This is a genomic window from Streptomyces sp. CB01249, from assembly GCF_001905735.1.
In the GTDB taxonomy this organism is placed as follows: Bacteria; Actinomycetota; Actinomycetes; order Streptomycetales; family Streptomycetaceae; genus Streptomyces.
Genome location: NZ_LISW01000009.1, coordinates 374,190 through 387,137, shown reverse-complemented (window position 1 = coordinate 387,137; position 12,948 = coordinate 374,190). Strand labels below are relative to the sequence as shown.

The 12,948-nt window shown below is 75.5% G+C and carries 12 protein-coding genes and 1 riboswitch; of the genes, 11 read left to right on the top strand and 1 reads right to left on the bottom strand.

What is annotated here, in order from left to right; genetic code table 11:
• The first annotated feature begins 20 nt into the window (after positions 1 to 20).
• From AMK18_RS31880 to AMK18_RS31850, 7 genes are all read left to right on the top strand, one after another.
• Positions 21 to 1,268 (top strand): beta-ketoacyl-[acyl-carrier-protein] synthase family protein, encoded by a 1,248-nt coding sequence (locus AMK18_RS31880; protein WP_073865535.1) that lies wholly within the window; start codon positions 21 to 23, stop codon positions 1,266 to 1,268.
• 52 nt (positions 1,269 to 1,320) lie between these two features.
• Positions 1,321 to 3,165, top strand: a complete 1,845-nt coding sequence (locus tag AMK18_RS31875; RefSeq protein WP_073865534.1) for an acyl-CoA dehydrogenase family protein — start codon at positions 1,321 to 1,323, stop codon at positions 3,163 to 3,165.
• Positions 3,166 to 3,407: 242 nt separating this feature from the next.
• Positions 3,408 to 3,647, top strand: coding sequence for an acyl carrier protein (locus AMK18_RS31870; RefSeq protein WP_018102848.1), 240 nt, complete (start codon positions 3,408 to 3,410; stop codon positions 3,645 to 3,647).
• Positions 3,644 to 4,867, top strand: coding sequence for a beta-ketoacyl-[acyl-carrier-protein] synthase family protein (locus AMK18_RS31865; protein ID WP_026171489.1), 1,224 nt, complete (start codon positions 3,644 to 3,646; stop codon positions 4,865 to 4,867). The genes AMK18_RS31870 and AMK18_RS31865 overlap by 4 nt, the downstream gene beginning before the upstream one ends.
• A 37-nt stretch (positions 4,868 to 4,904) precedes the next feature.
• Positions 4,905 to 5,091, top strand: a riboswitch (cobalamin riboswitch).
• 60 nt (positions 5,092 to 5,151) lie between these two features.
• Complete coding sequence (locus tag AMK18_RS31860; protein ID WP_073865533.1) at positions 5,152 to 6,192, top strand: ABC transporter substrate-binding protein; 1,041 nt, start codon at positions 5,152 to 5,154, stop codon at positions 6,190 to 6,192.
• Entirely contained in the window at positions 6,189 to 7,271 is a 1,083-nt protein-coding gene (locus tag AMK18_RS31855; protein WP_018102851.1) for a FecCD family ABC transporter permease, read from the top strand. Before AMK18_RS31860 ends, AMK18_RS31855 begins: the two co-directional genes overlap by 4 nt.
• Positions 7,268 to 8,053 carry an ABC transporter ATP-binding protein gene (locus tag AMK18_RS31850; RefSeq protein ID WP_018102852.1) on the top strand — a complete coding sequence of 262 codons (786 nt, stop codon included), beginning with the start codon at positions 7,268 to 7,270 and terminating at the stop codon, positions 8,051 to 8,053. Before AMK18_RS31855 ends, AMK18_RS31850 begins: the two co-directional genes overlap by 4 nt.
• Before the next feature lie 85 nt (positions 8,054 to 8,138).
• On the opposite strand, the gene AMK18_RS31845 is transcribed toward AMK18_RS31850, so the two are convergent.
• Complete coding sequence (locus tag AMK18_RS31845; protein ID WP_073865532.1) at positions 8,139 to 9,149, bottom strand: PRC and DUF2382 domain-containing protein; 1,011 nt, start codon at positions 9,147 to 9,149, stop codon at positions 8,139 to 8,141.
• Between the two features lie 374 nt (positions 9,150 to 9,523).
• Between AMK18_RS31845 and AMK18_RS31840 the strand changes: the two genes are divergently transcribed.
• The 4 genes from AMK18_RS31840 to AMK18_RS31825 all read left to right on the top strand — a co-directional run bounded on the left by AMK18_RS31840 (position 9,524) and on the right by AMK18_RS31825 (position 12,938).
• Complete coding sequence (locus tag AMK18_RS31840; protein ID WP_073865531.1) at positions 9,524 to 10,114, top strand: adenosylcobinamide amidohydrolase; 591 nt, start codon at positions 9,524 to 9,526, stop codon at positions 10,112 to 10,114.
• Positions 10,115 to 10,164: 50 nt separating this feature from the next.
• Positions 10,165 to 11,070 (top strand): NAD(P)-dependent oxidoreductase, encoded by a 906-nt coding sequence (locus AMK18_RS31835; protein ID WP_018102855.1) that lies wholly within the window; start codon positions 10,165 to 10,167, stop codon positions 11,068 to 11,070.
• A 240-nt stretch (positions 11,071 to 11,310) separates the two neighbouring features.
• Positions 11,311 to 12,228: an NADP-dependent oxidoreductase gene (locus tag AMK18_RS31830; RefSeq protein WP_073865530.1), complete on the top strand. Its 918-nt coding sequence runs from the start codon at positions 11,311 to 11,313 to the stop codon at positions 12,226 to 12,228.
• Complete coding sequence (locus AMK18_RS31825) at positions 12,225 to 12,938, top strand: GNAT family N-acetyltransferase (RefSeq protein ID WP_073865529.1); 714 nt, start codon at positions 12,225 to 12,227, stop codon at positions 12,936 to 12,938. Before AMK18_RS31830 ends, AMK18_RS31825 begins: the two co-directional genes overlap by 4 nt.
• The last annotated feature ends 10 nt before the right edge of the window (positions 12,939 to 12,948 follow it).

The window sequence follows — 12,948 nt, the reverse complement described above, 5'->3', positions numbered from 1 at the left end:
ACGCGAAGGAGGGCCGGGGCATGGCGCGGGACACCGGGACGGCAACCGTGGTGACGGGTCTGGGGGTGGTCACCCCCGCGGGCGACGACGAGCGCGCCTTCTGGGCCGGGCTGTGCGCGGGGCGGTCCACGGCCCGGCGCTGCGGGGAACTGGCCGGGCTGCCCGCCGACTTCGGCTGCCGGGCCGACCGGACCGATCTGGACGAGGCCATCGGGGGCCGCGCCGCCTGGCGGATGGCGCGGTTCGCGAAGATGGCCCTGGTCGCGGCGCGCCGGGCCGTCGCCGACGCGGGGCTGCGCCCGGACCGCTGGGACGGCGGCCGGGTGGGCGTCGTGCTCGGCGTCGGCGTCGGCGGGGTCTCCGCCCTCGTGGACAACGTCCGTCGGTTCGACGGCGGCGGCGCGCAGGCCGTCTCGCCGCTGCTCGCGCCGATGATGATGCCCAACGCGGCGGCCGGCGAGATCGCCATCGACCTGGGTGCCCGCGGCCCCAGCCTGGCCCCGGCCACCGCCTGCGCCTCGGGCGCCACCGCCCTCGCCACCGCGCACGACCTCCTCGCCACCGGCCGGTGCGACCTCGTCGTCGCGGGCGGCGCGGAATCCGTCCTGACGCCCCTGGTCGCCGCGGCCTTCGCCCAGCTGGGCGCGCTGTCCACGCGCACCGGCGACCCGGCCGCCGCATCCCGCCCCTTCGCCCCCGACCGCGACGGCTTCGTCCTCGGCGAGGGCGCCGGTGTGCTCGTCCTGGAGCGGGGCGCGCACGCGGCGGCCCGGGGCGCCCGGGTGCGGGCCGTGCTCGCCGGGACCGGGGCCGCCACGGACGCCCACCACCCCACCGCGCCCGACCCCGGCGGCCGGGGCGCCCGGCGCGCCGTCGAGGCCGCCCTGGACGCCGCGGGCTGGGCCGCCCACGAGGTCGGCCACGTCAACGCGCACGGCACCTCGACCCCGCTGAACGACGCGATGGAGGCCGAGCTGATCGCCGGTCTCTTCCCGCACCGGCCCCCGGTCACCGCTCCGAAGGGCGTCCTCGGGCACACGCTCGCCGCCGCCGGTGCGATCGAGGCAGCCGCCACCGTGCTCACCCTCGAACACGGGGTCGTCCCGCCGATCGCCAACCTGGACGCTCCGCCCGCCGACTGGGACATCGACTGCGTCACCAAGGCGCCGCGCCGCCTGCGCGTCGAGCGGGCCGTCAGCCACTCCTTCGGCTTCGGCGGGCACAACGTCGCCCTCTGCTTCGAACGGGTTCGCCCCTCCGGCCGGTGAACATCTGCACGAGCGCGGTGTCCTGACCCGTACGCCGGTCGTTCAGTCTTGTATGACCACCATGCTCACCGGCGCCGATCCCCTCGCGCGCCCGCTCACCTCCGTACTCCTCGGCGCCGACGCCCGCCGCGAGCACGGATTCTGGCGGCGGCTCGTCGCCACCGACCCGTTCCGGCTGCCCCCCGGGCCGGCGGCCGGCGGCACCCCGGACGAACGGCTCGCCCGCGCGTACGCACGACTGCGCGCCCTCAACGACTCCCTGGACAGCGCCGCCCGCCCGGCCTCCGACTTCCGGGCGCTGGCGGCCCTGCACGAGTGGCTGGCCCCGGTCGACCCGGCGCTCGCCACCATCGCCGGCATCCACTACAACCTGTTCCTCGGCAGCCTCCTGGACCACATCGCCGACAGCCCCCGCGACCTGTCGGACTTCCTGGCGCTGCGCCGCACCGGAACCTTCCTGTGTACGGAGGTGGCGCACGGCAACGACGCGGCGGCCGTCGAGACGACCGCCTCCTACGACCCCGTACGCGACGGGTTCGTGCTGCACACCCCGCACTGCGGGGCGCAGAAGTTCATGCCCAACACCGGGCAGCCCGGGGGCCCCAAGACGGGGCTTGTGGCCGCGCGGCTGCTGGTGGGCGGGGCCGACCGGGGGGTGTTCCTGCTGCTGGTGCCGCTCACCGGCGCCACCGGGCCGCTGCCGGGGGTACGGGTGCGCAGGCTGCCCGCCCGCATGGGCAGCCCCGTCGACCACAGCCTGACCTCGTTCGACCGGGTCTTCGTGGGACGCGAGGCGCTGCTGACGGGCCCGCAGGGGTGGATCGACGCGGACGGGGAGTTCCGCAGCGTCATCGAGGGCCGCAGGCGCCGCTTCCTCGCCTCCATCGCCCGGGTCGTCACCGGCAGGATCTCCATGAGCGCCAGCGCCGTCGGCTCGGCGCGCGCCACGCTGGCCGTCGCGGTGCGGTACGGCGGCCACCGCCACGTCTCCGCCGGACGCGGGGCGCGGCTGCCGGTGCTCGCGTACCGCACCCACCACGGGCCGCTCGCCGAAGCCATGGCCACGGTCTTCGCCATGAGCCTGCTGCACCGCCGCGTCCTGGACCGCTGGGAGGCGGCCCAGACGGGGCCCGAGGCCGGGCGGGAGGCGGCCGAGCGCCTGGTGGACATCGCCAAGGGCTGGATCACCTGGCAGGCCAGGGCCGTGATCGTGGAGTCCCGGGAACGCTGCGGCGCCCAGGGCCTCCTGGAGAACAACGGGATGGCCGCGCTCGTCACCGGCGTCGAGGGCGCCATCACCGCCGAGGGCGACAACCTCGCCGTCCACGCCCGGGCCGCCGCCGCCCTGCTCGCCGACCGCGCCCCGTACGAGCCGGCCGCCCCGGCCGGTGGCGACCTCACCGACCTCCGGTTCCTGGTCGGGCTGCTGGGCCGCGCCGAGGAGCTGTGGTTCGCGCGCGCCGGGGCCCGGGCGGCCCGGACGGCGCCCGGCGACCCGCTGGGCCGGTGGAACGCGGCGGCGGGCCCGGCGCTGCGCGGGGTCGAGGCGCACGCCTGCCGGCAGGCGGCCGAGGCGTACGCGGAGGCGGTCGAGGCGCTGCCCGCCGGGGCGGACCGGGACCGGCTCGGCGAGCTGGCCCGGCTGTTCGCCCTGGGCCGGGTCGCGCGCGACAGCGGGAACCTCCTCGCGGCCGGGCACCTGAGCGCCGGTCAGGCGGAGGAGCTGACGGACCACACCGAACGGCTCATCGAGGCGGTGGCCCCCCACCTCCCGGAGCTCGCCGACTCCTTCGCCTTCCCCGAGGAGATGCTCGCCGACTGGCCGATCACGGGCGCCGGATACGCCGAGGCGTACGACGATCCGGACGCCCACTGGCACACGGCGGCGGGCCGGTGAGGGGCACCCGGACGCGCCGCGCGGCACGGGCCGTACAGGGGCTCGGGGCGGGGACCGTCCTCCTCGTCTACTGGACGAGCGTCGCTCTGTTCGCGCGTTGGTACGGGGCGCCCCGGCCGGCGCCTGCCGAATCGGTTCGCCGCAAGGCGTAACCGGAGCGACGCTGCTCAGTTGTTCCGGCGTCGGGGCCGTACGCGCCGACGCCGGACACCCGACCGGATGGACCTGAGGAAAGGAAGACCATGAGCACGATCCACCCCCACATCACCGACGTTCTCAGCCGTACCTTCAAGGTGCCCGTGGCCGAGATCCTTCCGGACTCCACGTTGGACAGCCTGGACATGGACTCCCTCGCGGCCGCCGAGTTCGCCGTCGTCCTCCGGGAGACCACCGGGGCCGAGCTGGACACCGGCACCCTCACCCGGGGCACCACCCTCGCCGAGCTCACCGCGCACCTCCACGCGTCGGCCGGCGCCCGATGAGGAACCCGGCCATCGCCGTCACCGGGCTCGGCATGATCACCCCGGTCGGCAACGACACCGAGTCCACCTGGGCCGGGGTGTGCGCCGCCGTGAGCCCGGCCCGCACCGTCCCCGCGCTCGCCGGGTGCGCGATCGACTTCGCCTGCGTGGTCGACGGCATCGACCTGGACGCCGAGATCGGCCGCCGTACGGCCTTCCGGATGGGCCGGTACGTCAAGTTCGCGGTCCTGGCCGCCCGGGAGGCCGTCGCGGACGCCGGGCTCGACCCGGCCGGCTGGGACGGCAGCCGGGTCGCGGTCGTCGTCGGCACCAGCAGCGGGGGCTCCGCGCACCTCACCGACCAGGCGCTCGTGCTGGAGCGGCGGGGCCCGGAGGCGACCTCGCCCGCCGGGGTCCTGCTGACCATCCCCAACATGCCCGCCGCCGAGATCGCGATCGAGATGCGGGCCACCGGCCCCAGCATGGCGCCCTGCACGGCGTGTTCGTCCGGCGTCACCGCGCTCTCCGTCGCCCGCGACCTGCTGGCCACCGGGCAGTGCGACGTGGCCATCGCGGGGGCGACCGAGTCGACGGTCTTCCCGATCGCCATGACCGGTTTCGCCCGGTCCGGGGCCGCCGCCCTCGCGGACGGCGACCTGTCCCGGCTCAGCCGCCCCTTCGCCGCCGACCGGGCCGGACTCGTCATGGGCGAGGGCGCCGCGGTCATGGTGCTGGAACGCGCCGCCGACGCGGAGGCCAGGGGCGCCGAACCCCGGGCCCTGCTCGCCGGGACCGGCGCCACCACGGACGCCCACCACCCCACCAGCCCGCACCCCGACGGCCGGATCGCCCGGGCCGCCGTCGAGGCCGCGCTGCGCGACGCGGGCTGGCGGGCCGACGAGGTGGAGCACGTCAACGCGCACGGCACCGCGACCGTACGCAACGACGCCGCCGAGGCCGCGCTGATCAGCCGGGTGTACCCGCACCGCCCACCCGTCACCGCCCCCAAGGGCGTGCTCGGGCACTGCATGGGCGCGGCCGGGGCGATCGAGGCGGGGCTGACGATCCTCACCCTTCAGCGCGGGGTCGTCCCGCCGGTCGCGAACCTGGACGCGCCCGCGCCCGGGTTCGACATCGACTGCGTCACCAAGGTGCCGCTGGTACGGCCGGTCCGCCGGGCCGTCAGCCACTCCTTCGGCTTCGGCGGGCACAACGCGGTGGTGGCCCTGCAACGTCCATGAGCCCCTGGGGGCGGCTCTGAGCTGCGCGGACGCCCGTGATAGCTTCCCCGGAGCCAGTCGAACTCCACGTAGGGGTCAGGGAATCCGGTGCGAATCCGGAACTGACGCGCAGCGGTGAGGGGGACGGGCGGGGCCACGGCCACTGGGAGACCCGGCGTCTCCCGGGAAGGCGTCCCGCCCGAACGAACCCGAGTCCGAAGACCTGCTGGCGACCGCCGCCCGGGACCGGGCGGCGGACCGTACAGCGGGCCCCGCGCATGGGCCCAGAGACGCCGAGGTACCCCGTGCCGCCGATATCCGGCCCCGCCCGTTCCGCCGCCCTGCTCACCGCCGCGCTCCTGCTGCTGACGGCCTGCGGAGGGTCGCCCTCCGAAAAGGCCGACGCGTCCGGCAGGGCGGACGGCTATCCGGTCACCCTCAAGAACTGCGGGCGCACCGTCACCGTGGACGCCGCACCCCGCCGCGCGGTCTCCGTCGACCAGGGCACCACGGAGATCCTGCTCTCGCTCGGCCTCCAGGACCGGATGGCGGCCACCGCCACCTGGACCGACCCGGTGATGAAGGGCCTGGAGAAGGCCAACGCGGGCGTGAAGCGGATCGCCGACAACCGCCCCTCGTCCGAGAAGGTCCTCGACCAGGAGCCCGACTTCGTCGCCGCCGACTTCGAGTCGACCCTCGCCAAGGGCGGCGTCGCCCCGCGCGAACAGTTCGAGAAGCTGGGCGTCCCCACCTATGTCGCGCCCGCCGACTGCACCGCCAAGGACAACACCAAGGACGGCGACGGCGTCCGCACCGGCGCGCTCACCATGGACAGCGTGTACGCCGAAGTGAACGACCTGGCCCGCGTGTTCGGCGTGCCGGAGCGCGGCGAGAAGCTGGTCGCCCGGCTCCGCGACCGTATCCGGAAGGCCACCGACGGCATCGACGGATCCGGCACCTCCGTCATGTACTGGTTCGCCAACTCCGAGTCCCCCTATCTGGCGGGCTGCTGCGGGGCGCCGGGCATCATGACCCGGGAGCTGGGCCTGAAGAACGTCTTCGACGACACGCACGACGAATGGCCCCAGATCAACTGGGAGACCGTCGCCGACCGCAACCCGGACGTCCTGGTCATCGGCGACCTCACCCGCAAGTCGCAGACCGCCGAGAGCGCCGCCGGGAAGATCGCCTTCCTGGAGTCCAACCCCGTCACCAAGAAGATGGACGCCGTACGGCACAAGCGTTATGTCCTGCTCAGCGGACAGGCCATGAACCCGACCATCCGCACGGTCGAGGGCATCGAGCTGGTGGCCGCCGGGCTGCGCGACTTCGGACTGACGGGGTGACGGCCACCGACTCGCGCGACATCGCCCCGGGCGAAAAGGCCCCGGAAGCCGCCCGCCCCCGGCCGCGCGGCCTGCGCGACGGCCTCCTGTGGACCGGCGGCCTGCTGCTGCTCGCCCTCTCCGTCGCGGTCGCGGTCACCATCGGACCGGCCCGGATCTCCGTCGTGGACGTCTGGTCCGCCGTCGCCGCCCACCTCGGCATCGGCGAGGCCCGGCTCAGCCCGATCCGCGACGGCATCATCTGGAACCTGCGCATGCCGCGCACCCTGCTCGCCGCCGTCTGCGGGGCCGGGCTCGCGGTCTGCGGGACCGTCATGCAGTCCCTGCTGCGCAACCCGCTGGCCGACCCGTTCGTCCTCGGCGTCTCCTCCGGCGCGTCCACCGGCGCGGTCCTGGTCGTCGTGCTCGGCGTCGGCGGGGGAGCGGTGACGCTGCCGGCCGGGGCGTTCATCGGGGCGCTCTGCTCCTTCGCCCTGGTGATGCTGCTCAGCCACACCCTGGGCGGCTCCACCGACCGCGTCGTGCTGTCCGGGGTCGCCGCCATGCAGCTGTTCTCGGCGCTGACCTCCTTCGTCGTCATGACGGCCGCCGACGCCGAGCAGACCCGCGGGGTGCTGTTCTGGCTGCTGGGCTCGCTCGGCGGAGTCGGCTGGACCGATGTCTGGGTCTGCTCCGCCGTCCTCGCCGTCAGCCTGCTCATCTGCCTGGGCCACGCCCGTACGCTCGACGCCTTCGCCTTCGGGCAGGACGCGGCCGCCGCCCTCGGCGTGAACGTCGCACGCGTCCGGACCGTCCTGCTCTGCACGACCGCGCTGCTCACCGCCGCGCTCGTCAGCTCGGCCGGGGCCATCGGCTTCGTCGGGCTGGTCCTGCCGCACGCCGCCCGCGCCCTCACCGGCTCGGGCCACCGCAGACTGCTGCCGGTCACCGCGCTCACCGGGGCCGTCTTCCTCGTCTGGGTCGACACCCTCGCCCGGACCGTCCTCGACCCCCAGGAGGTCCCGGTGGGCGTCGTCACCGCCCTCATCGGCGTGCCCGCCTTCGTCGCCGTCCTCTACCGCACCAGGCGGCCCGCATGACCGGGACCGGGACGACGACCGAGGGGCTGCGGGCCGAACGGGTCGTCCGGGAAGCCGGTGGCCGCCTCCTTCTGGACGGCGTGACGCTGGCCCCGGAACCCGGCACCACCGTGGGCCTGATCGGCCCCAACGGCTCCGGCAAGTCCACGCTGCTGCGCATCCTCGCCGGGGTCCTCGCCCCGCACGCGGGCGTCGTCACCCTGGACGGCGAACCGCTGCCCGCCGTCGGCCGGCGCGCGGTGGCCCGGCGCGTCGCGGTCGTGGACCAGCACGCCGCCACCCAGGACGAGCTGAGCGTCCTGGACGTCGTACGCCTGGGCCGCATCCCGCACCGCCGCGCCTGGGCCGCCCCGACGGGCGAGGACGCGGCGGCGGTGGACGAGGCGCTGGAACGCACCGGGCTCACCGGCCGCCGCGACCAGTCCTGGCACACCCTGTCCGGCGGTGAGCGCCAGCGCGTCCAGATCGCCCGCGCGCTCGCCCAGCGGCCGCGCGAACTCCTGCTGGACGAACCGACCAACCACCTGGACATCCAGCACCAGCTGGAACTGCTCTCCCTGGTCGCCTCGCTCCCGCTCACGGCCGTCGTCGCCCTGCACGACCTCAATCTGGCCGCCATGTTCTGCGACCGGATCGTGGTGCTGAGCGGCGGCCGGGCGGTCGCGGGCGGGACCCCCGCGCAGGTCGTCACCGAGGAACTGATCGAGGAGGTCTACCGGGTGCGGTCGGTCGTCACCCCGGACGGCCCGCAGGGGCGGCCCTCGGTGCGCTTCCTGCCCTGACGGGCCCGGGCACACGAGAGGGCGGGCCCGTCGGCGGGCCCGCCCTTCGCCTGTGATGCGGTGCGGCAGTCATGCCGGCGGGGGGTCAGCGGTGGCGTCCTCGTCCCATGTCGCCGCCGGTGTCCTTGCCACCCATGTCCTTGCCGTCCTTGGTGGTGCCGTCCGCGTAGTCGATCTGCTCCTTGCGCAGTTCGGCGGAGACCTCCTTCTGCTCCGTCACCCTCTGGGTTTCCATCCGGACGCGCTCGACCGGGACGGTCTCCTTGCGCATCGTGGCGCGCTCCGCGTGCAGGGTGACCTCCACGTCCTGCTCCGTCAGGTCGCCCGCGCGCGTCGTCTTGTCGCCCGGCTGCAGCGGCTCACGGACCACCCGTACCTCCTCGTGCGAGACCGGCACGCTGCGCGTGACGTTCTCGGTGACGACGTACTTGTGGAGGCGGGCCCTGCCGCTCTCGTACTCCTCGGTGCCGATGTGCAGCTGCTCCTCGGAGCGGATCATCTCCTCCTTGCCGCCCAGGTCGGCCCCCGACCTGGTGCCCGCCCCGGCCCCGGCCAGCGGACGTCCCGCGCCCGTGCCCGCAGCCTCGGTGTCCCGGTGCCTGCCGGTACCGGTCGTCTGCGTGCGGTCCTTGCCGGAGGTGCCGGCCGCGCCCATGGCCCCGGCCCCTGCTCCGGCCCCGGCCGCCGCGCCGGTCCCGGCCGCGCCCATGGTGCCGGTGCCCGTCGTGGTCGGTGCGCCGGTCCCGGAACTGTCGCCGAGATTGCCCCGGGTGTTCCTGGTCAGGCCGTAGTGCCGGTACAGCTCCTCCTCCTCCGACACGGACAGATGTGCGTCCGCGTCCACCCGGGGGGCTTCCTTGACCTGGTCCTTGCCGTGGGAGATGTGCAGGTCGGAGCCCACTCGACGGGCTCCGGCGAGAGGCACGAAACTCTCCTTCATGCCGAACAGGCCGGTCTTCACCGTGATCCAGTCCGGGCGGCCGGTGTTGTCGTCGACATACACGCGGCCCACGTTGCCGATCTTCTCGCCCTCGGTGTCGTACACCGTCAGGCCGTCGAGCTCTCCGGAATCCGTGAAACCGTCAGCGGCTCCCATATCCGAATCCTCCTCGCCCGGGCGCGTCCTGTGGGTGGGTCCAGCAGAGAAGGCGCGTCCGGATTCCATCGCGCCTCACCCGGATGGACGCTGCAACCGCCCGGCCACCGGGCGCGGCACGCGGCATCCGCCCCGGACCGTTGCAGCCCCCGCCTCACGCGGCTGCGCGGCACTCGCGCCCGTTACGCCATCCGGGTGAACGGACCGGGTCCCGGCCGCCCCGGTCCCGCCCCATATGATCAACGGGACCACGCCGACCGGCGTCCAGCCGCGCCACCCGGGGGTGCCCCATCCGTTCCGTACGCATCCGGCTCCCCGCCCAACGCGGCGAACTGCTCGCCCGGCGCGAGGACGGCGCGGAGCTGCACCACCTCGTGTGGCGCCTCGGCCCCGGCTGGCGGGTGTGCAGCAGCGCGGTCCTGGGCGGCGGCATCGGCCCGCGCGAGTGGATCCTCAACGCGCAGGTCCCCGGCGGCTACCCCCGCATGGACCCGGACCGCCACCTCGCCGAGATCGCCGCCGCCGCCCGCCTCACCGGCCCCGGCGCCGGCCTCATGACCGCCGCCGACGTCACCGCGTACACCACCGCCGACGACGAGGACGTGCACGCCACCGCCACCTGCGGTCTGGGCGTACGCGGCTGGGCCGCCGCACCGGCCGAGGGCACCGGCGGACCGCCGCGCCCCGGCACCGTCAACATCGTGGTGACGCTCCCGGTCCCCCTGTCCGACGCAGCCCTGGTCAACGCCGTCGCCACCGCCACGGAGGCCAAGGTCCAGGCGCTCCTGGACGCCGGACTCGACTGCTCCGGCACCCCCACGGACGCCGTCTGCCTCGCCGCGCCCGAACCGGGGCCGGAGACCGGCGCCGCCGAACCGTTCGCCGGTCCACGCTCCCGCTGGGGCGCGCGACTCGCCAGAGCCGTACACGCCGCCGTGCTGGAAGGCGCGCTGCGGCACCCCTGAGAAGCCGAAGCCGCCGCGCCCTCCGGAGCGCGGCCGACGAAGGGAACCCCATGACTTCAGCAGTCCCCGCCGCACCGCAGCAGCCGGTCGTCGCCGTCCTCGGCGCCGGGATCATGGGCGCGGCCATGGCCCGCAGCCTGCTCCGCGCCGGTCTGGAGGTCCGGGCCTGGAACCGCACGCAGGCCAAGGCCGCCCCGCTCGCCGCCGACGGCGCCACCGTCACCGACACGGCGGCCGAGGCAGTGCGCGGCGCCCATGTCGTGCTCACCGCGCTCACCGACACGACCGCCGTCGCCGCCGCGCTCACCGCCGCCTACGACGGGCTGCATCGGGGCCAGGTGCTGCTCCAGACCTCCACGGTCGGCCCGGACGGCGCCGTCGAACTGGCCCAGCGCGCCGCCGACCTCGGGCTGATCCACCTCGACGCCCCGGTCGTCGGCACCCGTCAGCCGGCCGAGCAGGGCGCGCTGACCGTCCTCGTCTCCGGCCCGGAGGCCGCCCGCGCGGTGGTCGGACCGGTGCTGGACGCGATCGGGCAGCGCACGGTGTGGGCCGGTGAGGAGCCGGGAGCGGCGTCCCGGCTGAAGCTCGTGGTCAATGCCTGGGTCGTCAACATGGTCGGCGGCGTCGCGGAGTGCCTGAACCTCGCCGAAGGACTCGGCGTCGACCCGCGTACGTTCCTCGGCCTGGTCAAGGGCGGACCGCTCGACTCGGGCTACCTCCAGGCCAAGTCCGCCGCCGTCCTCGACGGCGACCTCACGCCCAGCTTCGCCCTGTCCACCGCCCTGAAGGACACCCGGCTCATCCTCGACGCGGCCGCCCAGGCCGGTGTCCGGCTGGACCTGGCCGCCGCGTCGGCCGCCCGCTTCGAGCGCGCGGAGGCCGCCGGACACGGCGAGGAGGACATGGTCGCCACCTACTACGCGGGCCGGGCGCCCGAGCGCGACGGCGACTGACCGGACCGGGGCACCGGCCCCGTAACGACGCGAGACCGCCCCACCGGTACGGGGGAGCCCGGTGGGACGGCCGCCCTCAGCGTGCCACAGGACGGCCCGCCGCAGGGGCGGCCAGGCGCGTAACGGGCCGTGATTGAGTCGAAATCGACGGTACGGGAATACCCGCGCGCCACGCGTCCTTGCCGCAGCTGTGGCGCCCGTCAGTAGGGCGCCGGCGCACCAACAGGGGAGAAGGAGCTCATGCCGAAGGCGTACGTGTTCACCCGCAACGGCGGACCGGAGGTGGAGGGCTTCGCCGATCTGGAACGGCCGAAACCCGGCCCCGGCGAACTGCTCGTCGCCGTCCGCGCGGCGGGCGTCAACCCGGTCGACTGGAAGCTGCGCACCGGCTACACCCGGCCCGGCAGCGAGCCGCTGCCGTTCCCGACCGTCTTCGGCAGCGAGGCCGCAGGCACCGTCGTGGAGACCGGCCCCGGAACGGAGGGCTTCGCCCCCGGCGACGAGGTCTTCGGCAACCCGCTGACCGGCGGATACGCCGAGTACACGCTGATGCCCGTCGCGGTCACCGCCCACAAGCCGGCCGCCCTGTCCTTCACCGACGCGGCGGTCCTGCCCGTCGCCGCCGCCACCGCCTACGACGGGCTGCGCCAGCTCGGTCTCGCCCCCGGCGCCACGCTCCTGGTCACCGGCGCCGGCGGCGGCGTGGGCAGCGCCGCCGTCCAGCTCGCCCGCCACGCGGGCCTCCGGGTCCTCGGCGCCGCGAGCGCGGCCAAGAAGGACTTCGTGGAGTCCCTGGGCGCCGAGCACATCCCGTCCGGCCCCGGCCTCGCCGACCGGGTGCGCGCGGCCGCCCCCGGGGGCGTGAACGCCGTCTTCGACCTGGTCGGCGGCGACACCCTGCGCGAGGCGGCCGGGCTGACCGACCCGGCCGCGCTCATCAGCGCCGGGGGCAAGCCCCTGGTGACCGAGCTCGGCGGCGCACCCGTCCGGCGGGCCCGGACCGCCGCCGTCCTCGACGAGGTGGCGCGGCTGACGGTCGAGGGCGTCCTGCGCACCCAGGTGACCCGGACCGTGCCCCTCGACCGGGCGGCCGAGGCGCTGCGCGCGGTGGAGGAAGGCCACGCCCTGGGCAAGACCGTGATCGAGGTGACCGCGTGAGCACGTACCCGGACCCGGGCCACCCGCTGGACGACCCGGTGGGCAGCGCGCTGCGCGGCCCGCACGCCCACTTCGCCGAAGGCCGGGGCCGCGTGCTGCGCTACCCGGCCGCGGTCGCCCCCTGGGTCGCCCTCCCGCCGGACCCCGGGCCCGCCGACTGGGCCGACGTGGCGGCGCTCACCGGGCCGGGCGGAGCCGTCACGATCACCGCGTTCCGGGAGCCCCCGCCCGCCGACTGGGAGATCACCTTCCACGCCCCCGGTGTCCAGCTCGTGGACGCGGGCGTGGCCGCGGCGCCCCTCCCCGGAGCGGTCCGGCTGGGCCCCGCCGACGTCCCGGAGATGCTGGACCTCGTCGCCCGCACCCGGCCGGGCCCCTTCGAGCCCCGGACCGTCGAGCTCGGCACCTACCTCGGGGTGCGCCGGGGTGGGGTGCTCGTCGCCATGGCCGGTGAGCGCATGCGCCCGCCGGGCTGGAGCGAGATCAGCGCCGTCTGCACCGACGCGTCGGTACGGGGCCAGGGGCTCGGCGGCGGACTCGTGCGCGCCGTCGCCCACGAGATCCGGCAGCGCGGCGAGACCCCGTTCCTGCACGCGGCCGCCGCCAACACCGGAGCCGTCCGGCTCTACGAATCGCTCGGCTTCGAGCTCCGCCGCCGGATCGACTTCCTGGCCGCCCTCGTACCGGCCGGGGTGCCCGCCTCGCGCTGAGCGTGGCGGT

Excerpts from the sequence above, each read along its gene's own strand:
- AMK18_RS31850 (WP_018102852.1), top strand. The coding sequence starts at position 7,268 with ATGACCGGGACCGGGACGACGACCGAGGGGCTGCGGGCCGAACGGGTC.
- AMK18_RS31865 (WP_026171489.1), top strand. The coding sequence starts at position 3,644 with ATGAGGAACCCGGCCATCGCCGTCACCGGGCTCGGCATGATCACCCCG.
- AMK18_RS31830 (WP_073865530.1), top strand. The coding sequence starts at position 11,311 with ATGCCGAAGGCGTACGTGTTCACCCGCAACGGCGGACCGGAGGTGGAG.
- AMK18_RS31870 (WP_018102848.1), top strand. The coding sequence starts at position 3,408 with ATGAGCACGATCCACCCCCACATCACCGACGTTCTCAGCCGTACCTTC.
- AMK18_RS31875 (WP_073865534.1), top strand. The coding sequence starts at position 1,321 with ATGACCACCATGCTCACCGGCGCCGATCCCCTCGCGCGCCCGCTCACC.
- AMK18_RS31845 (WP_073865532.1), bottom strand. The coding sequence starts at position 9,149 with ATGGGAGCCGCTGACGGTTTCACGGATTCCGGAGAGCTCGACGGCCTG.
- AMK18_RS31880 (WP_073865535.1), top strand. The coding sequence starts at position 21 with ATGGCGCGGGACACCGGGACGGCAACCGTGGTGACGGGTCTGGGGGTG.
- AMK18_RS31835 (WP_018102855.1), top strand. The coding sequence starts at position 10,165 with ATGACTTCAGCAGTCCCCGCCGCACCGCAGCAGCCGGTCGTCGCCGTC.